General features: G+C 69.6%; 24 protein-coding genes. 11 read left to right on the forward strand and 13 right to left on the reverse strand.

The features are described from left to right. The first annotated feature begins 82 nt into the window (after positions 1-82). The 3 genes from DMC61_RS31980 (at position 83) to DMC61_RS31990 (ending at position 2,381) form a co-directional block, all read left to right on the forward strand. Positions 83-463 carry a transcriptional regulator gene (locus DMC61_RS31980; protein ID WP_037347947.1) on the forward strand — a complete coding sequence of 127 codons (381 nt, stop codon included), beginning with the start codon at positions 83-85 and terminating at the stop codon, positions 461-463. Positions 464-472: 9 nt separating this feature from the next. After that, on the forward strand, positions 473-1,531 hold the full coding sequence (locus tag DMC61_RS31985; protein ID WP_125693898.1) for an alcohol dehydrogenase catalytic domain-containing protein: 1,059 nt from the start codon (positions 473-475) through the stop codon (positions 1,529-1,531). Between the two features lie 211 nt (positions 1,532-1,742). Beyond that, a complete protein-coding gene (locus DMC61_RS31990; RefSeq protein ID WP_125693899.1) occupies positions 1,743-2,381 on the forward strand; it encodes an alpha-ketoglutarate-dependent dioxygenase AlkB in 639 nt (212 codons plus the stop codon). 243 nt (positions 2,382-2,624) lie between these two features. On the opposite strand, the gene DMC61_RS31995 is transcribed toward DMC61_RS31990, so the two are convergent. From DMC61_RS31995 to DMC61_RS32015, 5 genes are read right to left on the reverse strand one after another with little or no spacing between them, the layout of a single operon-like run. Then, on the reverse strand, positions 2,625-3,482 hold the full coding sequence (locus DMC61_RS31995; protein ID WP_125693901.1) for a biotin-dependent carboxyltransferase family protein: 858 nt from the start codon (positions 3,480-3,482) through the stop codon (positions 2,625-2,627). Continuing rightward, positions 3,479-4,084: an allophanate hydrolase subunit 1 gene (locus tag DMC61_RS32000; protein WP_125694288.1), complete on the reverse strand. Its 606-nt coding sequence runs from the start codon at positions 4,082-4,084 to the stop codon at positions 3,479-3,481. The genes DMC61_RS31995 and DMC61_RS32000 overlap by 4 nt, the downstream gene beginning before the upstream one ends. Further along, the gene (locus DMC61_RS32005) at positions 4,084-4,842 is read right to left on the reverse strand and encodes a LamB/YcsF family protein (protein ID WP_016337439.1); all 759 of its coding nucleotides are present in this window, start codon (positions 4,840-4,842) and stop codon (positions 4,084-4,086) included. Before DMC61_RS32005 ends, DMC61_RS32000 begins: the two co-directional genes overlap by 1 nt. After that, a complete protein-coding gene (locus DMC61_RS32010; protein ID WP_125693903.1) occupies positions 4,842-5,636 on the reverse strand; it encodes a putative hydro-lyase in 795 nt (264 codons plus the stop codon). Before DMC61_RS32010 ends, DMC61_RS32005 begins: the two co-directional genes overlap by 1 nt. Positions 5,637-5,662: 26 nt before the next feature. Next, positions 5,663-6,907 carry an MFS transporter gene (locus tag DMC61_RS32015; RefSeq protein ID WP_125693905.1) on the reverse strand — a complete coding sequence of 415 codons (1,245 nt, stop codon included), beginning with the start codon at positions 6,905-6,907 and terminating at the stop codon, positions 5,663-5,665. Between the two features lie 181 nt (positions 6,908-7,088). Here DMC61_RS32015 and DMC61_RS32020 point away from each other — a divergent pair, with 181 nt between their 5' ends. Further along, positions 7,089-7,751, forward strand: coding sequence for a GntR family transcriptional regulator (locus DMC61_RS32020; RefSeq protein WP_125694290.1), 663 nt, complete (start codon positions 7,089-7,091; stop codon positions 7,749-7,751). Between the two features lie 54 nt (positions 7,752-7,805). Here the strand turns inward: DMC61_RS32020 and DMC61_RS32025 are convergent, their stop codons facing one another. Together DMC61_RS32025 and DMC61_RS32030 are read right to left on the reverse strand one after the other, a co-directional pair. After that, the gene (locus tag DMC61_RS32025) at positions 7,806-9,029 is read right to left on the reverse strand and encodes a glycoside hydrolase family 16 protein (protein WP_125693907.1); all 1,224 of its coding nucleotides are present in this window, start codon (positions 9,027-9,029) and stop codon (positions 7,806-7,808) included. Positions 9,030-9,139: 110 nt separating this feature from the next. Continuing rightward, positions 9,140-10,387, reverse strand: coding sequence for an ROK family protein (locus tag DMC61_RS32030; protein WP_016337434.1), 1,248 nt, complete (start codon positions 10,385-10,387; stop codon positions 9,140-9,142). Positions 10,388-10,472: 85 nt separating this feature from the next. Here DMC61_RS32030 and DMC61_RS32035 point away from each other — a divergent pair, with 85 nt between their 5' ends. Together DMC61_RS32035 and DMC61_RS32040 are read left to right on the forward strand one after the other, a co-directional pair. Then, positions 10,473-11,861 carry a GH1 family beta-glucosidase gene (locus DMC61_RS32035; protein ID WP_125693909.1) on the forward strand — a complete coding sequence of 463 codons (1,389 nt, stop codon included), beginning with the start codon at positions 10,473-10,475 and terminating at the stop codon, positions 11,859-11,861. 190 nt (positions 11,862-12,051) lie between these two features. Then, positions 12,052-12,687, forward strand: coding sequence for a DUF2306 domain-containing protein (locus DMC61_RS32040; protein WP_125693911.1), 636 nt, complete (start codon positions 12,052-12,054; stop codon positions 12,685-12,687). Here DMC61_RS32040 and DMC61_RS32045 read toward each other — a convergent pair. Together DMC61_RS32045 and DMC61_RS32050 are read right to left on the reverse strand one after the other, a co-directional pair. Next, positions 12,659-13,801 carry an acyl-CoA dehydrogenase family protein gene (locus DMC61_RS32045; RefSeq protein ID WP_125693913.1) on the reverse strand — a complete coding sequence of 381 codons (1,143 nt, stop codon included), beginning with the start codon at positions 13,799-13,801 and terminating at the stop codon, positions 12,659-12,661. The genes DMC61_RS32040 and DMC61_RS32045 overlap by 29 nt on opposite strands. Beyond that, positions 13,798-16,149: a bifunctional salicylyl-CoA 5-hydroxylase/oxidoreductase gene (locus DMC61_RS32050; protein ID WP_125693915.1), complete on the reverse strand. Its 2,352-nt coding sequence runs from the start codon at positions 16,147-16,149 to the stop codon at positions 13,798-13,800. Before DMC61_RS32050 ends, DMC61_RS32045 begins: the two co-directional genes overlap by 4 nt. A gap of 48 nt (positions 16,150-16,197) precedes the next feature. Here DMC61_RS32050 and DMC61_RS32055 point away from each other — a divergent pair, with 48 nt between their 5' ends. Beyond that, a complete protein-coding gene (locus DMC61_RS32055; RefSeq protein WP_016337429.1) occupies positions 16,198-16,596 on the forward strand; it encodes a RidA family protein in 399 nt (132 codons plus the stop codon). On the opposite strand, the gene DMC61_RS32060 is transcribed toward DMC61_RS32055, so the two are convergent. Then, on the reverse strand, positions 16,593-17,441 hold the full coding sequence (locus tag DMC61_RS32060; RefSeq protein ID WP_125693917.1) for a PaaX family transcriptional regulator C-terminal domain-containing protein: 849 nt from the start codon (positions 17,439-17,441) through the stop codon (positions 16,593-16,595). The two genes, DMC61_RS32055 and DMC61_RS32060, sit on opposite strands and share 4 nt — an antisense overlap. Before the next feature lie 72 nt (positions 17,442-17,513). On the opposite strand from DMC61_RS32060, the gene DMC61_RS32065 reads away from it, so the two are divergent. From DMC61_RS32065 to DMC61_RS32075, 3 genes are read left to right on the forward strand one after another with little or no spacing between them, the layout of a single operon-like run. After that, positions 17,514-18,173 carry an oxidoreductase gene (locus tag DMC61_RS32065; RefSeq protein ID WP_125693919.1) on the forward strand — a complete coding sequence of 220 codons (660 nt, stop codon included), beginning with the start codon at positions 17,514-17,516 and terminating at the stop codon, positions 18,171-18,173. 37 nt (positions 18,174-18,210) lie between these two features. Continuing rightward, on the forward strand, positions 18,211-18,561 hold the full coding sequence (locus DMC61_RS32070; protein ID WP_125693921.1) for a PLDc N-terminal domain-containing protein: 351 nt from the start codon (positions 18,211-18,213) through the stop codon (positions 18,559-18,561). 36 nt (positions 18,562-18,597) lie between these two features. After that, positions 18,598-19,014: a nitroreductase family deazaflavin-dependent oxidoreductase gene (locus tag DMC61_RS32075; RefSeq protein WP_125693923.1), complete on the forward strand. Its 417-nt coding sequence runs from the start codon at positions 18,598-18,600 to the stop codon at positions 19,012-19,014. Between the two features lie 200 nt (positions 19,015-19,214). On the opposite strand, the gene DMC61_RS32080 is transcribed toward DMC61_RS32075, so the two are convergent. After that, positions 19,215-20,396, reverse strand: a complete 1,182-nt coding sequence (locus DMC61_RS32080; protein WP_125693925.1) for an acyltransferase — start codon at positions 20,394-20,396, stop codon at positions 19,215-19,217. Positions 20,397-20,493: 97 nt separating this feature from the next. Continuing rightward, a complete protein-coding gene (locus DMC61_RS32085) occupies positions 20,494-21,828 on the reverse strand; it encodes an FAD-binding oxidoreductase (protein ID WP_125693927.1) in 1,335 nt (444 codons plus the stop codon). A 70-nt stretch (positions 21,829-21,898) separates the two neighbouring features. Here DMC61_RS32085 and DMC61_RS32090 point away from each other — a divergent pair, with 70 nt between their 5' ends. Next, a complete protein-coding gene (locus DMC61_RS32090; protein WP_125693929.1) occupies positions 21,899-22,783 on the forward strand; it encodes a LysR substrate-binding domain-containing protein in 885 nt (294 codons plus the stop codon). On the opposite strand, the gene DMC61_RS32095 is transcribed toward DMC61_RS32090, so the two are convergent. Further along, positions 22,752-23,816 carry a class I SAM-dependent methyltransferase gene (locus DMC61_RS32095; protein ID WP_125693931.1) on the reverse strand — a complete coding sequence of 355 codons (1,065 nt, stop codon included), beginning with the start codon at positions 23,814-23,816 and terminating at the stop codon, positions 22,752-22,754. The two genes, DMC61_RS32090 and DMC61_RS32095, sit on opposite strands and share 32 nt — an antisense overlap. Positions 23,817-23,895: the final 79 nt, after the last annotated feature.

Below are 23,895 nucleotides of genomic sequence, written 5' to 3' on the forward strand. Positions count from 1 at the left end.
TAGGTGATCTAAGGCCCTTCCGATCATGTGTTCGCCCGCCTAGGCTGCGCTATTCCGGGTGGCTAGCGAGCGTGCGAAGGCGATGAAGATGACCGGTCAGCGGACACACACCATCGACCGGGGGGTGGCGGAAGGACGTGAACTCAGGCGGCTTTTGGAGACCGGACCGTTCGCGGACGCCCTCAGGGCGGCGATCAGGGCGAGGGGCCTCGGGCTCGATCGGATCCGGTACCGGCTGAGAGGGCGCGGGTGCTCGGTGAGCCTCGCGACCCTGAGCCACTGGCAGTCGGGACGTTGCCGTCCCGAACGGCCGGAATCCCTGCTGGTGCTCAAGAATCTCGAGGAGGTCCTCGGGGTGCCGCCGGAGTCGCTGTCGCGGCTTCTCGGGCCGCCGCGTGGGCGGGCGGCCCGGTGTACGGTGCCCGGCGAGGGCCTCGTGATGCCGAGAGGCCGGGACACTTAGGGAGCGCGGGTGCGGGCGGTCGTCTTCGAGGAGTTCGGGGTGCTGCCCGAGGTACGCGAGGTGCCGGATCCGGTCGCGCCGCCGGGCGGGGTGGTGATCGCCGTCGAGGCGACCGGGGTGTGCCGCAGCGACTGGCACTCCTGGCAGGGGCACGACACGTCGGTGAAGCTGCCGCACGTCGCCGGGCATGAACTCGCCGGCCGCATCGCGTCGCTCGGCGAGGGCGTCCGGGGCTGGTCGGCGGGCGACCGGGTGACCGTGCCGTTCGTCTGCGCGTGCGGCACCTGTGCCCAGTGCGCCGCCGGTGACCAGCAGATCTGCGACCGCGAGTTCCAGCCGGGCGCGACCCACTGGGGCTCGTTCGCCGAGTACGTCGCCATCGAAAACGCCGAGGTCAACCTCGTGGCACTGCCCGGCACGCTGTCCGCCGCCGAGGCCGCGGCCCTGGGCTGCCGGTTCGGGACGGCGTTCCGGGCCGTGCTGCGCCAGGGCGGGGTCCGGCCTGGTCAGTGGGTCGCGGTCTACGGCTGCGGGGGCGTCGGTGTCTCGTCGATCCTGCTGGCCGTCGCGGCCGGTGCGTCGGTCGTCGCCGTCGACCCGTCTCCGCAGGCCAGGGCGCTGGCCTCGCGGATGGGGGCTGCCGTGTGCGTCGACCCGTCCGCGTTCGACGGGCACGAGGCGGTCTCCGCGCACGTCCGGGAGCTGACCGGCGGCGGCGCGCACGTCTCGCTCGACTGCCTCGGCTCGCCGGCCACCTGCGCCGCCTCGATCGGCAGCCTCCGCAAACGCGGACGGCACGTGCAGGCCGGTCTGATGCCTCCCGCGCAGGGCATCGCGCCGATCCCGATGCACCGCGTGATCGGCGGGGAACTGGAGATCGTCGGCATCCACGGCCTGCAGGCGCACGAGTACCCCGAGATGCTGCGCGTGGTGGAGACGGCCGGGATCGACCTCGAAGGCATGATCGGCAAGCGGGTCGGCCTCGACGAGGTCCCCGCGGTGCTCGCGGAGATGAACGACCCGGTGCCCGCGCGGGCCGGGGTGACGGTGGTCGAATTCGCACAGTGACCGGGTGAACGCACTGCGGTCAACCGGCCGATCGGAGTAGTCCGAAAGGTGGCTTCTCCCGCCGCTTTGTGGCAGCTTCGTTGGCCGTGACAGTCATGGATGCCCCGGTGGAGCCACGATTCGGCCGTCGCGTGCTGCGCTTGTTCGCCATGGCCGGTGTCATGGTGCGGGGCCACCGGATCATCGGCGCGCGCCCTGGCAGACTCGACGTGTGGACGCGCTGATCCCCCGACCGCGGACCGAAGTCGCGCCCGGCGCGGTGCATGTTCCGGACTGGCTCGACCTCGACGGTCAACGACGTCTGGTCGAAGCCTGCCGTGGCTGGCGCGGTTACCGGCGGACGCGGCTGCCGAACGGCGGCGTCATGTCGGTGCGGACGGTGTGCCTCGGCTGGCACTGGCATCCGTACCGGTACGCGAAGGTGACCGATGACGGCTCGCCGGTGCTGCCGTTTCCCTCGTGGCTGGGGGATCTCGGGCGCCGGGCCGTCTCCGACGCCTACGGGACTTCGTCGTACGAGCCGGACATCGCGCTGGTGAACTTCTATGATTCCGCCGCGAAAATGGGGCAGCATCAGGACAAGGACGAGGCTTCGCTGGAGCCCGTCGTGTCGCTGAGTCTCGGGGACGCCTGCGTCTTCCGGTTCGGGAACACGACCGATCGCGGGCGGCCCTATACGGATGTGGATCTGCGCTCGGGGGATCTGTTCGTGTTCGGCGGGGAGTCCAGGCTGGCTTTCCATGGGGTGCCCCGGGTTTTGCCGGGGACCGCTGATCCGGCGCTGGGGTTGGCGGGGCGGTTGAACATCACTTTGCGGGTTTCGGGCCTCGTGAGTGGTAAGGACGGTTAGAGCCGTCCTTGCTCGGGGTTGCGAAAGCCACTTTCGCAACCTTCAACGTTGCGAAAGTGGCTTTCGCAACGTCGGCTGTGGCCGGGCCCGGTACCACCCTGGCAATCCTGTCGCGAAAGCCACTTTCGCGACATCTGATGTCCCGAAAGTGGCTTTCGCGACACACCTCCAGCACCTCCACGGACCGTGCGCCGGAAGCCGGTGAATAGCCAAGACCCCCTTGGTTAGAGCCGTCCTTACCACTCACGAGAGCCGGAAAAGCACCCGCTGCCCCGGCCGTACCTGCGCGGCCAGATCCAGATCCGCTTCCTCCACCACCGCGATCACCGGATAGCCCCCGGTCACCGGGTGGTCGGCCAGGAACAGGATCGGCTGCCCCGAAGGAGGTACCTGCAACGCCCCCGGCACGGCGGCCTCGGGAGGTAATTCGCCACTACGTGCCCGCGACAACACGGGACCGTCCAGCCGCACACCCACCCGATCGACGTCGGCGGTGGCGACGTAACCCGTGCAGACCAAAGTGGACAGTGCTTCGGGAACGAACCACGAGACCCGGGGCCCCGGAGTCACTCGCAGGACCGGGACGTCCGGCAAGGGCGCACGAGGAGCGAGATCCACGCCAGGATGGGGCAGCACCCGCTGTCCCACCGGCAAGGTCATCCCGGCCGAGAGCGCGGGCGGGCCGAGTTTGCCCAGTGTGTCGGTCGCCCGCGCGCCCAGCACTGAGGGGACGTCTATGCCGCCGCGCACGGCGACATAGGAACGCAAACCGTGAGAAGCCATCCCTAGGACGAGTTCTTCGCCGGGGCCGACCGGGATCGGTGAGCCGGGGCCGTAGGCACGCGCGCCGACGGTGATCGAGCACGGCGCGCCGGTGACGGCGACGGTCGCCGTAGCGGAGAACCGGAGGGCGAGGCCGCCCAGAACGCATTCCAGGGCCGCGTGGCCCTCGGGGTTGCCGACCAGCCGGTTCGCCAGCCGCAGCGAACCGCGGTCGGCGGCACCGGACCGGCCGACGCCGATCGCGGCCAGCCCCGGTCGGCCGAGGTCCTGCACGGTGGTGAAAACGCCGGGCCGGAGCACTTCGATCTTCGCGGTCATGAAGTGAACCGGATCCGCGTGCCGGGTGCCAGCAGGTTCGGCGGCTCGCGTTCGACGTCCCACACCGGCAACGTCGTGCGTCCGATCAGTTGCCAGCCGCCGGGTGAGGCGTTCGGGTACACCGCCGTGTACTCGCCCGCGATCGCGACCGAGCCGGCGGGCACCCGGGTGCGCGGGCTCGACCGGCGCGGCAGGTGCAGCGCGGGGTCCAGCCCGGTCAGATAGGCGAAACCCGGGGCGAAACCGCAGAACGCCGACACGTAGGTGCCGTCCTCGTGCCGCCGGACGACCGCCTCCGCGGACATGCCGGACGCGGCCGCGACGTCGGCCAGGTCCGGGCCGTCGTAGCGCACCGGCACGACGATCTCGGCCGCCTCGCGTGGCTTGGTGTCCACTCCTGCCCGATGGAGGACGTCTTCGGCGAGCCGGTCGTGGTGGGTGCGGCCGGGGTCGAACCGGATGAGCAGGGTCCGCGCGGCCGGGACCAGTTCGAGGACGCCGTCCGGCGGGTCCTGCTCCAGTGACGCGTGCAGCCCGAGCACCTCCGACGGATCGTCGAAGTCGACCATGGCCGCACGCGCCCCATAGGGCAGCACTCGCATCATGCGGCCTCGATGAACGATCCGATGTGGACACCGGAGGCGTCGAGTCCCGCGCGGATCCGGCGCGCCAGTTCGACGGCGCCGGGGGTGTCGCCGTGCACGCACAGCGAATGCGGCTGCAGCGCCAGCTCGGTCCCGTCGGCGGCGACGACCTTGCCGGTGGTCGCCATCGCGACCGCCCGGGAAGCGACCTCGTCGGCGTCGTGGAGCACGGCACCGGGGAGTTTCCGGGAGACGAGAAGGCCTTCGGGGGTGTACGCGCGGTCCGCGAACGCCTCGGCGTACGCGGGGAACCCGGCCTTTTCCGCCTGCTTGGCCATTTCCGACCCCGGCGGGCACAGCAGCGCGAGCCCGGGACGGAACCGCCGGATCCCCTCGACCACCGCCGCCGCCTGCTCCGGATCGACCGCCGCGGTGTTGTACAGCGCCCCGTGCGGTTTGACGTACCGCACGCTCGTTCCCGCCGCGCGGGCGAACGCGTCGAGCGCGCCGATCTGGTAGAGCACGTCGTCGGCCAGGTCGGCGGGGGCGACGTCCATCGCCCGCCGCCCGAAGCCCGCCAGATCGCGATAGGCGACGTGGGCGCCGATGACGACGCCCCGCTCCGCCGCGCGTTCGCAGACGCGCCGCATCACCGACGGGTCGCCGGCGTGGAAGCCGCAGGCGACGTTCGCGCTGGTGACGATGTCGAGCATGGCGTCGTCGTCACCCATCTTCCAGGCGCCGAAACCTTCGCCGAGGTCACTGTTGAGATCCATCAGGCCACCCTGAACTCACTGTCGAGTTTGTCGGTCACGAACATGTAGCCGGGCGCGTGCGTGATCGCGAACGGCGGACGCGACGCCATCAGCGCCGCCTGCGGGGTCACACCGCACGCCCAGAACACCGGCACGTCACCGGGTTCCGCGACGACCGGGTCGCCGAAATCGGGTTTGCCGAGATCGGCGATGCCGAGCGCGGCCGGGTCGCCGATGTGCACCGGAGCACCGTGCACGGCGGGCATCCCGCGGGTGATGCGCACGGCGTCGTCCACACGGTCTTCGGGGATCTGCCGCATCGAGACCACCATCGGCCCGTGCAGCCGTCCGGCCGGGACGCATTCGCGGTTCGTCACGTACATCGCCACGTTGCGGCCCTGGTCGACGTGCCGCAGCGGGATGCCCTCCGCGGCCAGCGCCGATTCGAAGGTGAAACTGCAGCCGATCGAGAACGTGACCATGTCGCTGCGCCACAACCCGGTCGCGTCCGCGAGTTCGCCTGCCAGCGCGCCGTTCTGCCACACGCGGTAGCGCGGCAGGTCGGTGCGCAGATCCGCGCCGGGCGCCAGCCTGGTCGACGGGTCGCCGGGGTCGCTGACGTCGAGCACTGGACAGGGCTGCGGGTTCCGCTGGCAGAACAGCAGGACGTCGTAGGCCCAGTCCTCGGGGACGGCGATCAGGTTGGTCTGGGTGAACCCGTTCGCCCAGCCGGTGGTCGGCCGGGCCGTGCCCGCGCGGAACAGGGCACGCGCCTCGCCGGGGGACAACGTCGCCGGGTCGTCGAAGGTGGTCATCGTGGTGCCTCCTCTTCCGATTGTGGTCACAGCAGTTCGCGGCCGCGAGTCTCGGGCAGGCCGAGCAGCGCCAGCACGGCGATGCCGTAGCCGACCGCGCCGACCGCCATCGCGCCGCCCGCGCCGAGGAAACCGACCACGGCGGGGAACGTCGCGCCGATGGCCCGGCCGAGGTTGTAGGTGAAGCCCTGCCCGGTGCCGCGCAGCGCCGACGGGTACAGCTCGGCGAGGAAGGCGCCGAACCCGCTGAAGATCGCGGACATCGAGAACCCGAGCGGGAAGCCGAGGAACAGCACGAGCGTGTTCGCGCCCGCCGGGATCTGCGTGTAGGCGACGATGAGGCCCGCCGACAGCACCGAGAACAGCAGGAACGTCTTCTTGCGGCCCAAAAGATCGGTGAGATAGCCGCCGGTGACGTAGCCGATGAAGGCGCCGGAGATCAGGAACGCGAGATAGCCGCCGGTGCCGATGACGGTGAGGCCGCGGGTGGTCTTCAGGTAGCTCGGCAGCCAGGTCGCGAGCGTGTAGTAACCGCCCTGGACACCGGTGGCGAGCAGCGCGGCGAAGAACGTCGTGCGCAGCAGGTCCGGTTTGAAGATGCCCGCCAGCGAACCGCGTTCCTTCTTCGTGGCGCGGGCGGCCTCCGCGACGGGCGCGTCCTGGACGTTTCGCCGGACCCAGAGCACCAGCAGCGCCGGGATGACGCCGGTCCAGAACATGACGCGCCACGCGACGTCCGGGCTCCAAATGCTGAAGACCACCGTGTAGACGACGACGGACAGCGCCCAGCCGACCGCCCACGCGCTCTGCACGAAGGCGACGGTCCGGCCGCGGTACTTCGCCTGCGAGTACTCCGCGACCAGCGCGGCGCCGGCCGCCCATTCGCCACCGAAGCCGAGGCCCTGCAGGGCGCGGAAGACCAGGAGCGTCTCGAAGTTCGGCGCGAATCCGCACAGCACGGTGAAGATCGTGTACATCGCGATGGTGAGCTGGAGGGTGCGGACCCGGCCGATCCGGTCGGCCAGGATGCCCGCCCCGATCCCGCCGATCGCCGAGACCACCAGCGTCGTGGTGCCGAGCAGACCCGCCTCACCGCCGGAGAGGCCGTAGTAGGCGGTGATCGCGGCCAGGCCCAGCGGGAGGGTCTGGTAGTCGAACGAGTCGAGCCCGTAGCCGCCGAACGCCCCGACGAAGGCCCGGCGGCCTCGTGAACCGAGCGTGCGGAACCAGGCGAAGGGGCGTGTGTCTTCGGTAGTGGCTGTCGCGTCCATCGGCACCTCCAGAGGGTGAATCCATCGTGGCACGGGTCACATGGATAGCCACTGTAGGTATTGTTCAACAATTCCACAAGAGGATCCTTGGCTCGCTCTCTTGTAGCCGGTTAGGATCGGTCACGTGACGATCGCGGAGGGTGGTCCTGCCTCGGTTCAAGGACTCGAAGCGGATCGCGGCATGGTGAGCCGCACCAGCACGGCCGAAAGGGTCGCGGGGGTCCTTCGCACGCGCATCGCGGAAGGGTTCTTCCTGCCCGGCGTCCGGCTGTCGGAGCACGACATCGGCTCGGCGCTCGGCGTCTCCCGCAACACGCTGCGCGAGGCGTTCCGGCTGCTCACGCACGAACGCCTGCTCACCCACGAGCTCAACCGCGGGGTCTTCGTGCGGGTGCTGCCCGTCGAGGACGTCGTCGATCTCTACAAGGTGCGCAAGGTCGTCGAGTGCTCGGCGGTGCGTGCGGTGACGGAGAAGCCGCCGTCGTTCGCGAAGCTCGCGCGACTGGTCGAGGACGGCAGGGTCGCCGAGCGGGGTGAGCGGTGGCAGGACCTCGGCACCGCGAACATCCGGTTCCATTCGGCGATCGCCGAACTGAGCGGCAGCGAGCGGATCGACGAGCTGATGCGCGGCATCCTGGCCGAGCTGCGGCTGGTGTTCCACATGATGGCCGACCCGCGGCGCTTCCACGAGCCGTACCTCAAGCGCAACGCGGAGATCCTCGAGCGCATCGAGGCAGGCGACGGCCTCGGCGCCGAAAAGCTCCTCGCGCAGTACCTCACCGATGCCGAAAATCAGCTCGTCGAGGCCTACGCCGAGCGTTCCCAAACGCGTTCAGAGGACTGAATGCGGTAGTTCGTAGTCGAACTACCGCATTCAGAGGACGAAACGCGTGGGGTGCTAGGGGGTCGTCCACTTCTGGTTCGCGCCGCCCCCACAGGTCCAGATCTGGAGTCTGGTCCCGTTCGCGGAGCTGTTCCCGGTGGCGTCCAGACATTTGTTCGCCTGAGGGTTCACGATGTCACGCGCCCCGCTGATCGCCCACTTCTGCGCGCCGGATCCATTGCAGTCCCACAGTTGCACGGCCGTTCCGTCCGCGGTTCCGCCGCCGGAGACGTCCATGCACTTGCCGAGCGCGCGGATCGTCCCGTCGCCGCCGATGGTCCAGTTCTGCGCGGCGTTCCCGTTGCAGTCGGTGATCTGGATCGGGGTGCCGTTGGCGGTGTTCGCCCCGGCGACGTCGACGCATTTGCCGCCGATGCCGGTGATCCGCCCGGTCCGCCCGGCGGTGTCGCTGGAGTTGACGTGCACGTAGTCGACCACGAGCCGCTGCGGGAAGACGGTGCTGGAGTTCGGGTCACCCGGCCAGTAGCCGCCGACGGCGAGGTTCAGGATCAGGTAGAAGGGATGGTCGAACACCCAGCGATTGCCGTTGAGATCGGCGGGCGTACGGGTCTGGTAGAGGTTCCCATCCACGTACCACTTGATCTGGTTCGGCGCCCAGTCGACGGCGTAGGTGTGGAAGTCGTCGGAGAAGTTCGGCCCGTTGTAGGCCGCGCCGATGCCACCCGCGCCGGAGTAGCCGGGGCCGTGGAGGGTGCCGTGCACCGTGTTCGGCTCGAAGCCGACGTTCTCCATGATGTCGATCTCGCCGCTGTTGGGCCAGCCGACGTTGCCGATGTCGGCGCCGAGCATCCAGAACGCGGGCCACATCCCTTGTCCGCGCGGCAGTTTCATGCGCGCTTCGAACCGGCCGTAGGTCTGGGTGAACTGACCCTGCGTGGACAGCCGGGCCGAGGTGTACTCGCAGCGCCCGTACCAGCAGTTGTAGTTGCCGGGGTTCTCCTTCTTCGCGGTGATGACCAGATTTCCCTGGCCGTCGAGCGCCGCGTTGTTCGTCCCGGACGTGTACCACTGCCGCTCGTGGTTGTTGACGTTGTCGCCGGTCTCGAAATGCCACTTCGAGGTGTCGATGCCCGCGCCGGCGGGCCCGTTGAAGTCGTCGGTGAAGGTCGCGGCCATGACGGCGGCCTCGGCCGGGGCCGGTGCGGTGGCGGGGAGTGAGCCGAGGAGAACGCCGGCGGCGAGGAAGGCCGCCCAGCGAAAACGGGAGGAGATGGACATCGTTGTCGCCTCTCTTCGCAGGCAGAAAAACCACTTTGTTGTGCCTGGCAACAAAGTATGCATGGTCTCTACCACTGCGACAAGACGTATTTTTCGACCTCGAATTAAGGTCAGGCGGCGGTGCCCCGCTTCGATCCGGCCGTCCGCGGGTCCGCGCCCTGCTCCAGGAGGGCGGCGACCGGGAGGGTGGCGGCTCCTATGGCGACGGCGTCCGGCCCCAGCTGCCCGAGCTCGATCTCGGTCTGGTCGAACACGTGCGCCAGCGCGTGCTCGCCCGCCACGCGCCGGATCTCGGGCAGGTAGTGCTCGCCGAGCGCGAGCCCGGCCCAGCCGCCCAGCACGATCCGCTCCGGATTGAACAGATTGATCAGATTGCCGATCCCGGCGCCGAGGTAGCCCGCGGTCTCTTCCAGCACCTTGGCCGCGGCCTTCGCCTTGCCCGCCGACTCCAGCAGGGCCGCGAACTGCGTCTGCTCGTCCTCGTCCGAGGCCGTCTTTCCGCCGCGCGCCTTGCGATAGCGGGCGAGGACGCCCTCCGCGCCGACATAGGACTCCAGGCAACCGCGTGCCCCGCAACGGCATTCCTGTCCGCCGTAGACGATCGTCGTGTGGCCCCATTCGCCCGCGCTGCTGGTGGAGCCCCGGTACGTGGTGCCGTCGGTGACCACGGCCGCGCCGACCCCGGAACCGATCAGGGCGATCACCGCGTGCCGGGCGCCGCGGCCGGCGCCGAACCACATTTCGCCCTGTCCCTGGGTTTTCGCGCCGTTGTCGACGAACAGCGGCAGCTCGACACCCTCCGCGCGCAGGAGGTCGACCAGCGGGACCTCCTTCCAGCCGATGGTGGGCGCGTGCACGCGAAGCGCCTCGCCCTGCTGGACGGTGCCGGGGACGCCGACGCCGACGCCGAGCACGGTCGCCTCGTCGATCCCCGATTCCGCGATCACTTCCCGGAGCCCGGACGCCACCTGGGTGACCGCCGCGGCCGCGTCCGGTCGCGGGGAGGCCAGCGGGTGCTCGACGGTGGCGAGCCGGTTCATGGTGAGGTCGAACAACTCGACCTTCACCCCGGTCTCGCCGATGTCGACGCCCGCGACGTGGCCGTACGCCGGATCGACGCGGAGCAGCACGCGCGGCCTGCCGCCATCGGACTCGACGAGACCGGCTTCGACGATGAGGCGTTCCTCGCCGAGTTCGGCGGTCACGTTGCTGACGGTCGCGGCGCTCAAACCGGTCAGACCGCTCAATTCGTGGCGGCTGAGCGGGCCGTCGAAGTAGAGTTTCGACAGGAGGAGGGAACGGTTGTGCCGCCGCAGGTCACGGACGGTGGTGCGCTTGGCAGGCATGCGGATACCCATCTTATGGCGGCGGACCTTTCCAGGATGCCCCACGACCTTAGCCTCCGCCATGTATCAACTGGTGAAATAAGGCGGGAAGAGGGTCATGACGGGGGAGGACGAGCTCATCGGCTCCTTGCCGCCGGACTTCCGGTGGGGGGTCGGCAGCTCGGCGTACCAGATCGAAGGCGCGGTCGCCGAAGACGGAAGAACACCGTCCATTTGGGACACCTGGGCCCGGTCGCCGTGGTCGGTCGACAACGGTGACACCGGCGAAATCGCCTGCGACCACTACCACCGGATGCCCGCCGACATCGCGCTGATCAAGGAACTCGGGGTCGACACCTACCGCTTCTCCGTCTCCTGGCCCCGCGTGCAGCCGCGCGGACGCGGCGGCGTCAACCCCGCCGGCATCGCCTTCTACGACCGGCTGGTCGACGAACTGCTCAACAACGGCATCGATCCCTGGCTGACGCTGTACCACTGGGATCTGCCCCAGCATCTCGAAGACGCGGGCGGCTGGCCCGCGCGTGACACCGCCGTCCGGTTCGCCGACTACGCGATGCTCGTGTTCGAGCGGCTCGGTGATCGTGTCCGCCACTGGACCACGCTGAGCGAGCCGTGGTGCACGGCGATGCACGGGTACGTCCACGGTGTGATGGCGCCCGGCCGCCGGGACGCGAAGGCGGGGATGGCGGCGGCGCATCATCTGCTGCTCGGCCACGGGCTCGCCGTGCGGCGGATGCGGGAACTCGCGAAGCCCGGCACGGAATTCGGCATCACGCTCAACCTGAGCACCGCGGACCCGGCCACGCCCAGCGAGGCCGATCGCGAAGCCGCCCGCTTCGAGGACGGGCTCGGGACGCGGTTCTACCTCGACGCGCTGGTGCACGGCCGGTACCCGGAGGACGTCCTCGAGACCCTCGCGCGCCAGGGCATCCGCCTGCCGTCCGAGCCGTGGGATCCGTCGATCATCGCGGCACCGCTCGATTTCCTCGGCGTCGACTACTACTTCGGGACGCGGTATTCCGGCGTGGAGGAGAACGGCGACGCGGTGGAGCATTTCGGGTTGCCCGCGTTCCGCAAGGTGCCGTTCGGGGCGCCGTCGACGGCGCTGGGCTGGGAGATCCTGCCGCAGAAGCTCACCGAACTGCTCGTCCGCGTCGGCCGGGATTACCCGGGCCTGCCGCTTTACGTCACCGAAAACGGTGCCGCGTTCGCCGACGTCCCCGACGAGACGGGGTTCGTCCGCGACGACGACCGCGCCGCGTACCTGTCCGCGCATATCGCCGCCACGGCCGCGGCCCGGCAGGCGGGCGCGGATGTCCGCGGCTATTTCGCCTGGTCCTTTTTGGACGGTTTCGAATGGGCGTACGGCTACGCGAAACGGCTCGGCCTGGTCCGGGTCGACCGCGAGACGCAGGCGCGGACGATCAAGCAGAGCGGCCTGGCCTACCGCGACGTCGTCCACCGGGTGCGTGGCAGCCGGCGGTAGGGCCCGCTCCACCATCGAACCGGCGGCGCGCTCCATTCTTCCGCCACGCCCCGCGTTCTAGGTTCGGCAGCGAAAGTTCTTCGCCGGTACCGGAACGTGGGGGATAGTGATGACCGTCAGGCTGGAACGTCGTGATCGGCCGGAGACGGCGCCGCGGAAAACGTGGTGGCGAAGGCCTTGGATAGCGCCGATGGCCGTCATCATCGTGGTGTTCCTGGCCTTTTCGATGCCGCCGTATCTGTCGCTGGACCCGTCGCAGTCGCGGGTGCCGCAACCGCCGGGGTTCACATCGCACTACTGGTTCCTTTCGGCGCACGTGCTGTTCGGCTCGATCGCGATGATCTCCGCGCTGCTCCAGATCTGGCCGTGGTTCCGGGCGAAGTACCCGGCGGTGCACCGGAAGCTCGGCCGCGTGTACGTCTTCGCGGGGGTGCTCCCGGCCGGGGCGATGGCGCTGACCGTCGGCGCCCTGAGCCCGTTCGGCCCGGCGACGCGGGTGGCCAACGTCGTGGCCGGGGTGCTGTGGCTGGGGTGCACGTTCGCCGGCTGGCACGCGGCACGGCAGCGCCGGTTCGCCGATCACCGCCGCTGGATGGTCCGCAGTTTCGCGCTGACCATGTCGATCATCGTCAGCCGGGTGACCGGGCCGATCGCGCTGATCACGTTGCAGCCGCAGCTGGAGACCACGTTCGGCGGAAGCGAACTGGCCTTGACCCAGTCGGTCGCCGCGATCTCGGCCTGGGTGAGCACGACGCTGGTCCTGTTCGCCGCGCAGTGGCACCTCGACCGGCGTCCGGCTAGGAAGAAGCCAGCGACCGCGCGATGATCGTGCGCTGCACTTCGGACGCGCCCTCGTAGATACGCGGCGCCCGGACCTCGCGGTAGAGGTGCTCGAGCAGATGGCCTCGCCGCAGCGCCCGGGCGCCGTGGATCTGCACGGCCGAGTCGACGACGTACTGCGCGGTCTCGGTGGCGAACAGTTTCGCCATCGCGGCCCGGCCGGCGAGGTTCCGCTCGCCCGCGTCGTACGCGGCGGCCGCGGCGTAGACGAGCAGACGTGACGCTTCGGTGCGGGTCGCCATTTCGGCGAGGGTGTGCGCCACGGTCTGTTGCTTCAGTAGCGGCCCGCCGAACGCGACCCGGGTCTGGGCGTGGGCGACGGCGGCGTCGAGCGCGGCCTGCGCCATCCCGACGGCGAACGCGCCGACACTCGGCCGGAACAGGTCCAGTGTCCGCATCGCCACGCCGAAGCCGCGGTCCTGTTCGCCGAGCAGTTCGTCGCGTTCGACGCGGACACCATCGAAGACCAGGGTGCCGATGGGATGCGGGCTGACGAGGTCGAGGTGTTCGCCCGACAGCCCGGCCCGGTCGGCGGGGACGACGAACGCGGACACCCCGCGCGATCCCGCTTCCGGTGTGGTGCGGGCGAAAACGCTGTAGAAATCGGCCTCGGGGGCGTTGGAGATCCACATCTTCTCGCCGGTGAGCCGCCAGCCGTCGCCGTCGGGCTCGGCGGCGAGCTCCAGGGCGGCCGCGTCCGAACCCGCGTTCGGCTCGGTGAGCGCGAAAGCGGCGACGGCGTCGCCCGCGGCCACGGCGGGAACCCACTTCGCGACCTGCGAGTCCTGCCCGGACTGCAGCACCGGATACGTGCCCAAGCCCTGCAGCGCCAACGCCGTCTCGGCCTCGGTGCTCTGGCTCGCGAGTGATTCCCGCAGGATGCAGAGATCCGTCGCGGCGGCCTCCCGGCTCGGGCTGCCGCCGTCGACGCCGGGGAACAGCCGGGCGAGCAGGCCGAGCGCGCCCAGTTCCTTGAGCAGCGGCCGGTTGACCGCGCCTTCGGTGCCGGATTCGGCCAGCGGGCGGAGTTTTTCGGCGCCCAGCCGCCGGACTTCTTCGGCGAAGGACTGCTGATCGGGGCTCAGTGCGAAGGCGGTCATCGGTCGCTCCCAGGTCGCCAGCGGGCGTGCGCGGTGCCGGGTTCTCCCGAGCGCAGGAGTTCCAGCCGTGGTTTCGGCCCGTCGGTGCGGCCGCCCTGCGGTTTCCGGCTGCCCGCCGCGAACTGCTTCGGCCACGGCATCGGATAGCCCTGCTCGGCGGCGGCGTGCAGTGTCCACTGTGGATCGTAAAGGTGGGTTCTGCCGAGCGCGCACAGATCCGCGCGGCCCGCGAGGATCAGCGAGTTGACGTCGTCGTAGGAGGAGATCGCGCCGACGGCGATCACCGCGATCCCGTATTCGCGGCCGATCTCGTTGCGGATCCGGTCGGCGTACGGCGTCTGATAGCTGCGGCCGTACTCGGGTTTCTCCTCGCTGACGACCTGACCTGTCGACACATCGATGCCGTCCGCGCCGTGTTCGGCGAACGCGCGGGCGATCTCGACGGCGTCGTCGACGTCGATCCCGCCGTCGTACCAGTCGGTCGCGGAGATGCGGACCGTCATCGGCCGCTCGGCGGGCCACGCGGCACGGACGGCGTCGAAGACTTCGAGCGGGAAACGCAGCCTGTTCTCCAGTGAGCCGCCGTACTCGTCGGTGCGCCGGTTGGTCAGCGGGGACAGGAACGACGACAACAGGTAGCCGTGCGCGCAGTGGAGTTCGAGGAGATCGAACCCCGCCCGTGCGGCGGCTCGGGCGGACTGTGCGAACTGGTCGCGGATCTCTTGTAGTTCAGCGACCGTGAGTTCGCGCGGGGTCTGGTTCGCTTCGCTGTACGGGATCGCGGACGGGCCGCAGATCTCCCAGTTGCCCTCGGGGAGCGGCTGGTCGATGCCGTCCCACATCAGTTTCGTGGAGCCCTTGCGCCCGGAATGGCCGAGCTGGACGCCGATCCGCGCGGGCGAATGCCCGTGGACGAAGTCGGTGACCCGCTTCCACGCTCGTTCTTGTTCCTCGGTGTACAGGCCGCCGCAACCCGGGGTGATCCGGCCGGTTTCGGAGACGCAGACCATCTCCGTCATCACCAGCCCGGCGCCGCCGAGCGCCTTGCTTCCCAGATGTACCAGGTGGAAGTCGGTCGGGACGCCGTCCTCGGAGGAGTACATGTCCATCGGCGAGACGACGACGCGGTTCGGCAGGTCCAGGTTCCCGATACGGAACGGCTGGAACATCGGCGGCCGGACTTCGGTGTCCAAAGTGGACGCGAACCAGCTGTCCAGTTCCGCGGCGAACTCGGGATCGCGCAGCCGGAGATTGTCGTAGGTGACGCGGCGGCTGCGGGTGAGGATGTTGAAGGCGAACTGCGCCGGATCCTGGTGGGTGTACTGGCCCAGGTTCTCGAACCATTCGAGGCTCGCCTGCGCGGCGCGCTGGGTCGAGGTGACGACCGGCCTTCGCTCCGCCTCATAGGCTTTCAGCGCACTGTCCATATCGGACTGTTCGTGCAGGCAAGCGGCGAGCGCGAGCGCGTCCTCCATGGCGAGCTTCGTGCCGGAACCGATGGAGAAATGCGCCGTGTGCGCGGCGTCGCCGAGCAGGACGACGTTCTCGTGCCGCCAGCTCGCGCAGCGGACGGTGGCGAAGGCGGTCCACTTCGAATTGTTGGCGAACACCTGATGGTCGCCGAGGACGTCCGCGCACAGCTCGCGGATGACCTCGATCGACTTCTCGTCGCTCTCGCCCGGCGCCAGTGACGTCGCGGCGATCTCGCCGAACGCGCGCTGCCAGACGTCCTCGTGCAGTTCGAGGATGAACGTGCTCGCGGTGTCGCTGTACGGATAGCCGTGGATCTGCATGATCCTGTGCGGGGTTTCCAGGACGTGGAACTTGAAGGCGTCGAAGACGAGGTCCGTGCCGAGCCAGATGTACTTGCAGCGCCTGGTCTGGAGGCTCGGCCGGAAGCTCTCCGCGAAGGCGTTGCGGGTCGGCGAGTTGACGCCGTCCGCCGCGACTACGAGGTCGTACTCGGCGCTCGCCTCGGCCGCGCTCGGCGCCTCGGTGCGGAACCGGACGTCGACGCCGAGCTCCGCGCAGCGTTCCTGGAGGATGCCGAGCAGCCGTTTGCGGCTCATCGCGGCGAACCCGTGCCCGCCGGAGGTGTGCACCGTGCCGCGGAAGTGGACGTCGATGTCGTCCCAGCGCGCGAACTCCCGGCGCATGGCCGCGTGGATCACCGGATCGGCGTGCTCGATGCCGCCGAGTGTCTCGTCGGAGAACACCACCCCGAACCCGAAGGTGTCGTCGGGCGCGTTGCGCTCCCAGACGGTGATCTCGTGATCGGGATGGAGCTGTTTCGCCAGCGTGGCGAAGTAGAGCCCCGCCGGGCCGCCGCCTAACACCGCGATACGCACGTCGCTCAGGGTATGTCGCGGTATGTACGACCGTCAACGATACGGGATATGCTGACCCGTATGGAGCGCATCAACCCGCCCGAGCTCGGCCGCCCCTCCGGTTTCTCGCACGCCGTCGCGGCGAGTGGCCGGTTCGTCTTCCTCGCCGGTCAGACGGCGTTGGACGAGGAGAACCGCATCGTCGGCGACGGCGTGGTCGAGCAGTTCGAACGCGCGCTGTCCAACCTGCTCACCGCGTTGCGCGCGGCGGGCGGGAAGCCGTCGGACCTGTGCAGCGTGACCATCTACATCGTGGACATGGACGACTACCGGGCCCACGCGCGCGAGATCGGCGCGGTGTGGAAGCGGCTCGCGGGGAGCGAGTACCCCGCGATGGCGGGGATCGGCGTCAGCCGGCTTTGGGACGTGGAAGCACTGGTCGAGGTGCAGGGCTTCGCGGTCGTTTAGGGCAGGGTGCGCGAGACGTGGGCGGCCGCGGCCTCGCCCAGCCGCGAGTGCAGCGTGAAGAACAGGTCCGCGGCCCGGATCCCGGCCCAGCTCGGCGGCAGCAGTTCGGCGGGCAGGCCCGGGTCGAGGTAGGGCAGGCGCCGCCAGTCGGTCAGCACCCGGACGTAGTCGGCGAACGCTTCGGCCTCGTCCGTGGTCTTGCGCAGCTGCCACCGCCGCAGCGCGGCCGCGTGCTCGTCGACGAAGGCGGTGTACAGCGCTTCGAGCTGGTCGAGGTCCCACCACTCGCGGATCTTCTCCCGCACGTCGCCGAACGCGAGGTGCTCGGCGTGGAAGAGATCGGCGTAGCCCTCGAGTTCGAGCCGCCGCAGCATGTCGGACGTCGCGTCCCGCAGATGCGCGGGCGCGATCCAGACGCCGGAAGACGCGGTCCCGAAGCCGAGCCTGGCCAGTTGCGTGCGCAGAACGTGCCTTTTGTGCCGTTCGGCCTCCGGGACGGAGAACACCGCGAGCAGCCAGCCGTCGCCGGGGGTGGCGCGTTCACGGCGGAAGATCCGCTCGTCGCCTTCGCGCAGGATCGCCAGCGCGGTCTCGGAAAGCTCGTACCCGGCGGCCCCGTCGCGGCGCACCGCGGACAGGATCCCGCGCCGCTTCAGCCGGGAGATCGACGACCGGACGGCCGGTTCCTCGACGTCCACTCCGGCCAGCAGGTCGATCAGGGAGCGGACGGAGAGCCAGCCGCCCTCGCCGCGCGAGTAGAGGCCGTACACGGTCACGATCAACTGGCGCGGTTGCGCCGTTCGCCCCGCGCCGTCGACTTCGGTTGCCTCCGACACGGCCGTCACCCGGTCACCATACAACGGCGATGAGCTCATGTTTCGGTCGTGACCGAAGCGTTCCGCACTTAGCGTCACGGTATGGAGAATCCCCTGATCGAAGCCCCCGTTCCGCCGGTGCCCCAGGACGTCGAGCCGGGTGGCGTCCGGTGGTTGCGGGCGAACGTCGCCCGGTTCAGCCAGCCGGAGGACCACGCGCGGCGGCGGGCGCTCGTGCTCACCGAGCTGGCACCGATGGGATCCTTGCGGGACAAGGCTTTCGCGCTCGCCAAGGCGATGCGAGACGAGGTGGAGCGGGTGCCGGTCGCCGTACTGGCCGCGGAACTCGGCCTGCCCGACGTTTCCCGCGACATCGCGGCGGTTTCCGCCGCCTATCACCCGCATACGGAAATCGGTGCCGACACCGAAGAAGCCATGCACAGGCTGGTCGAGGTCTGCGGCGGTGACGCGGACGAGCGGACGGCCGCGCGGATCGGGCTCCTGGTGCAGGCCTGCGACGCGACGGCCAAGCTGCTCGGCAAGGCGCTGGCCGCCCATCGGTCCGGTGAGGACGTCGAAAGCCTGCTCGACCGTGTGCTGCGCGAGGATCCGCCGGTCCGGATCACCCGGCGGTGGGTCGGCGGCGAAGTGGTCGAGGTGGACCTGTCGGGGCATCCGTTCGGAGCAGGGCCGAAACAGTGCCCCGGAGAAGCGTCGGCGCGGCAAGTGGCCGCGGGAATTCTCGACGCCCTGCTGTGCTAAGACTTACCCCGGTCATCTGGAACTGGGGAGTCTTTCGATGCTGTATTTCAATGGTTTCTTCGGCATTCTCACGCTCGGTCTGTGGATCTTCTGCATCGTCGACGTGATCACCACGGACGAGGGATCGTGCCGCAACATGCCCAAGGGGATGTGGCTGCTGCTGGTGCTGATCGTCCCGCTGATCGGCTCGATCGTCTGGCTGGTCGCCGGGCGCCCGCAGCACGCCGCCCGCGCGCCGCGCGGACGGTACGAACGGGAGACGCCGGCGTTCCCGGAGTACGACCGGCCGGGCCGGTTCGCCGCGACGAGCGCGGCCGACGACGAAGAGTTCCTCCGCAAGTGCCGGGAGCGCGCCGAGGAGCAGCGCCGCAAGGCCCGTGAAGGCTGAGTAGCCTCGGCGGAGAGATCGACACTGGAGGAAAGAATGTCCGAAGCACTCGACTGGAACAAGAACATCATCAAGGAGTTCCGCGAGAACGAGGGGAAGGTGGGCGGCCCGTTCGAGGGCGGCTCGCTGCTGCTGCTCACCACCGTCGGGGCGAAGAGCGGTGAGCCGCGCACGTCGCCGCTCGCGTACGCGATGGAGGACGGCAAGTACATCGTCGCCGCTTCGTACGCCGGCGCGGACAAGAACCCGGCCTGGTACCACAACATCGTCGCGAACCCGAAGGTCACCATCGAGGTCGGCACGGAGAAGTTCGAGGCGACCGCGACCGTCGTCCTGGAAGACCGCGCCGAGCGCGACCGTCTGTACGCGAAGATGGTCAGCATGATGCCGGGCTTCGCCGAGTACGAGCAGAAGACCGACCGGGTGATCCCGATCGTCACCATCTCGCGCTGATACGGACTAGGCACACAGGCGCGCGGTGTGAGCCAAGGCGTGACTCGCGTGATCAGAGGCGTAACTCGCGTGACTGGAGGCCGCACTCGCGTGTTCCGCCGCTGATCACGTGAGTTCCGCCTTCAATCACGCGAGTTCCGGCTTCGATCACGTGAGTGCGTGCGGCAACTACCGCATTCAGAGGACGAAACGCGAGGGGGTCAGCGTGCGCCGCTGGGGGCTTCGACGGCGTTCGGCCGCTTGAGTTCGGCTTCGGCCGCGCGCAGCGCCTTGCGCTCCTGGCGGCGCGCGATCAGCTTCTTGCCGGTGAGGATCATCGGCTGCTCCACCCAGCGGTGGATCAGGTCGGCGATCGCGAGCCCGACGGCGAACACGGTCAGCGCGCTGATCATCCGGTGCTCGCCCAGCGGCGGGATGGCCGCGACCACGGCGAAGTGCACCGGGCCCTGCAGCAGGTAGAGCGAGTACGAGCGCTCACCGACGAACCGCATCACCTTCGTCGCCAGCAGCCAGCGAAGCGGCCCCGGCGAAACCAGCACCACCAGCAACATCGCCGAGAGCAGGCCGTAGGCGATCAGCAGGCCGAGGTTGCTGCCGGTCTCCCACCACAGGCTTTCCATGTTGACGTGCAGCACGGCGAACGCGCCGAACACCGGGATCGCCGCGAGCGGATGGGTCAGCGGTTTGATCACCGCGTAGGACCGCCGGTAGTGCATCGCGATCGCCAGCACGCAGCCGATCAGCAGGATCGCGTAGTGCACGGTCGACCGGTAGATCGGCACCTGCGGCCCGTTGAGCACCCAGCCGCTGGTGACCCCGACCAGCCCGGCCATCAGCGCGAACGCGGCGATCGCCAGCGCGAGTTTGCGCCAGGCCGCGGCCAGCCCGACGGCGCCCGCGACCACCAGCAGGAACGGCCAGACCAGGTAGAACTTCTCCTCGATGCCCAGCGTCCACGAGCCGCTGAAGAAGTTGTCCGGGCCGTTCGGGCTGCTGGCGGGCAGGAACTCGTTGAAGAAGGTCAGGTAGTACTTCAGCGCGTGCGGGAGCTCGCGGGTGAAGAACTCCCCGCGCAGCCACACGAACACGATGATCCCGCCGAGGATCACCAGGTACGGCGGCAGGATCCGGAACACCCGCCGCAGGTAGAACGCCGAAAGCGAGATCCGGCCGGTCCGGTCCTGCTCACGCAGCAGCAGCGTCGTGATCAGGAAACCGGACAGCACGAAAAAGATGTAGACACCGACCCAGCCGGACAGCCAGCTCCACTTCGGACCCGCGAAGTGGAAGAGGATCACGATGGTGGCCGCGATCGCGCGCAGCCCGTCGAGCGCGGGGAACCGACGCATGGCGAGGAACTCGTCATGGTCCAAAGTGCGCACAGTGCCCCCTAATGGCGGTATCGGCCCGGAAGTATACGGGTGCCGCCCACTGTGCCTTCGCCCCGCATGGGGGCCTCCTACCAGCGGATTTCGGAGATCACCCAGCGTCACGCGCGGGTTCGACGTTATGAGTGAGCCGGAAGCGGTTCGCCGGATCGACGGCCGCCTTGACCTCGGCGAGCCGCCGCAGATCGGCCGGTGAGTACACCTTGGCCGCTTCGTCGCCCGCGCCGCTGTCGCCGTAGACGAAGGTCAGGAGCTTGCCGGTCGACTTGGGCTTCAGCGCGTCGAACAGCTTCCCGTGGGCCGCCTTGATCTCGGCCATGCCCGCGTCATCCACTACGGACAGTGCCCGGACGGTGAAGCGGGCTTCGCGGTCCCAGCCGACGCCGGGGTGCTCGGGCAGGTCGGACAGCGCGCCGCCGAGCAGGTCCAGCAGGACGACGGTCGGCACCGGGGCGCCGGGGCCGGCGTGTTCGAGGATCGCGTCGAGCATCGTGTCGTCCAGTTCGGACACGGTGGCGTTGTCGGCGCGGTAGCCGTGCGGGAACGGCGGCTCGTTCGCGATCTTCCCCGATTCGGTGAAGGGGATTTCGGCGAGCGTGTCACCCAGCAAGGGGGCGGCGGCGCGCAGCGGGGCGACCAGGCGCTCGCCCTCGGCGGCGTCACCGAGATAGGCGATCCGGATCTGCGCGACGTGCTGTCCGCGCAGCGGCTCGGGGACCATCGGCAGGTCCGGCATCGGGACCATGCCCAGCGACGACGTCATCTCGCGCGGCAGGTCCGCCGCCCAGTCGCGCCAGGCGTGGAGCACGGCGGACAGCGATTCGGTGCCGAACTGCAGGCTCCCGCCGTACAGCCGGGTGACCGGGACGAGCCGGAACTCCAGCGCGGTGACGATCCCGAAGTTGTCGCGGCCGCCCCGCAGCGCCCAGAACAGGTCGCTTTCGGTGTCCGGGGTGGCGCGGCGGAGTTCGCCGTCGGCGGTCACGACCTCGATCGCGGTCACCTGGTCGGCGGCCAGCCCGTACTTGCGGCCGAGCAGGCTGAACCCGCCGCCGAGGGTGTACCCGACGACGCCGACTCCGGGGAAGGAACCGCTCAGCGGCGCGAGCCCGTGCTTCGCGGCCGCCTCGATGACCGCACCCCAGCGCACGCCCGCGTCGACTCGTGCGATGCCGTCTTCGATCCGGATCCCGGTCATGCGGTGGGTGGTGACGAGGACGCCGCCCTCGAAGGGGACGCCCACGCCGTGCCCGGTCGAGTGGACGGCGATCGGGAGATCGTGCTCGGCGGCGTGACGGACGGCCTCGACGACGTCGGCGGCCGAAGCGGCGGGCACGATGACGTCGGGACGGCGGGGCACTGCGGTCTGGAAACCGGCGAGTTCGGTGTCGTAATCGGGGTCGCCGGAGCGGAGCATCGTGGTCATGAGACCAGCGTGATCTCGATTCGGTCAGAAGTCCAAGATCTGGTTTGTCTGGCAACTAGAATCATTGGTTATGGAACTGCGCCAGCTCGAATACTTCGTCGCGGTGGCCGAGGAAGCGAACTTCACCCGCGCCGCCGAACGGCTGCACGTCGCGCAGCCCGGCGTCAGTGCCCAGATCCGCCGCCTCGAACGCGAACTCGGGCAGCCGCTGCTCGACCGGTCGGCCAGGGCGGTGCGGCTGACCGAGGTCGGTGCCGCCGCGCTCCCGCACGCGCGGGCCGCGCTCGCCGCCGTCGCCGGGGTGCGGCAGGCGGTCGACGATCTCACCGGGCTGGTCCGCGGCCAGGTCGCGATGGGCATGGTGTCCTCGCGCGGCCCGGTCAACCTGCCCGATCTGCTCGCGCGCTTCCACGAGCGGCATCCGGCCGTCGACATCACGCTCGCCGAGGCGACCTCCGACGTCCTGCTCGCGGGCGTCGCCGACGGCCGCTTCGACGTCGCGCTGATCGGCGTCTCCGGCGAACCGCCGCCGGGGATCGGCCTCGAGGTCGTCCTCGACGAGCCGCTGGTCGCCATCTCCGGTCCGGACGACGCGCTCACCGGGCAGGCCACGATCACGTTGTCGGAGCTGGAAAGCCGGTCGCTGGTGAGCCTGCCGAAGGGCACCGGCATGCGCGCGATCGTCGACGCGGCGTTCCTCGCCGACGGCGCGCAGCCTCGGGTGACGCTGGAGGCAGGCGATCCGAACGTCGTCGCCGAACTGGTCGGGCGCGGGCTCGGCGTCGCCGTGGTGCCGATGTCGCTGGCGACGCACTACACGAAACTGCACGCCATGAAGATCACGCGGCCGGCCAGACTGCGCGCGAAACTGGCGCTGGCCTGGCGGACGGAGGGGCCGGTCAGCCCCGCCGCCCGCGTGTTCATCAGTCAGGCACGGGCGCTGCTCGGGTTGTGAGCCGCCACAGCGAGGTCACCTCCTTCGCGTCGGCCCGTCGATGCCTCGGCCGGATGTCCTCCTTGCCCAGCACTTCGAGACCGGCCCGCTCGAACAGGTCGAGGAGTTCTTCGCGACGGCGCAGGCCCAGCAGTTCGGCAAGATCCGAGAGGATCAGCCACGCCTCCCCGCCGGGTTCGAGGTGCCGCGGCAGCCGGTCGAGGAACGCCTTCAGCATCCGGCTTCCCGGGTCGTACACGGCACGTTCGAGCGGGGTGTACGCGCGGGCGGGCAGCCAGGGCGGATTGCAGACGATCAGCGGTGCGCGGCCCGGCGGGAACACGTCCGTCTCGAGGATTTCGATCGCGTCGAAACCCAGGCGATCGAAGTTCTCCCGCGCGCAGGCGAGCGCGAGAGGTTCGTTGTCCGTCGCCACCACGCGTTCGACGCCTCGATGGGCGAGGACCGCGGCGAGCACGCCGGTGCCGGTGCCGATGTCGAACGCGAGTTCCTTGGCAGGCAAGGGAGTTCTCGCCACCAGATCGACGTACTCGCCGCGGACGGGGGAGAAGACCCCGTGGTGCGGGTGGATCCTCGCGCCGAGCGCCGGGATCTCGACGCCCTTCACGCGCCATTCGTGCGCGCCGACGACGCCGAGCAGTTCACGCAAGGAGACCAGCGACGCGGTTTCGGACGGCCCGTAGACCTCGGCGCAAGCCTCGCGGACGTCCGGCCCGCGGCGCAACGGCAGGACATGGCCCGGATCCAGCGGGACCAGCAGCCTGCCGAGGATCCGCGCCCGGCGTGACCGCTGGTTCCGCTGGTCCGGAAAGGGTTTTCCCGCCGCCGTTCCGCACCGCCGGGACATCGCGGCGAGGAGGTTCCGCGCGCCGGGGAAGTCGCCGTACCAGGCGAGTCCGGTGCCGGACGCGGCGAGCAGGAACGCCTCGTCGGCGGTGATGCGATCGTCGACGTCGACGAGGCGTTCGGGGCGTTTCGTGCCGACGGTGGTCAGCCAGCGCCGACCACCGTCCTTTGTGGACAGGGGGTTCATGGTTTCCGTTCCTGTTTTCGCCCGCGGCGAAGAGACCCCTCGGGCTCCGTGGGGTGTGGTCAGGAACGGCGGTTAGTGG

The organism is Amycolatopsis sp. WAC 04169 (assembly GCF_003947535.1).
In the GTDB taxonomy this organism is placed as follows: domain Bacteria; phylum Actinomycetota; class Actinomycetes; order Mycobacteriales; family Pseudonocardiaceae; genus Amycolatopsis; species Amycolatopsis keratiniphila.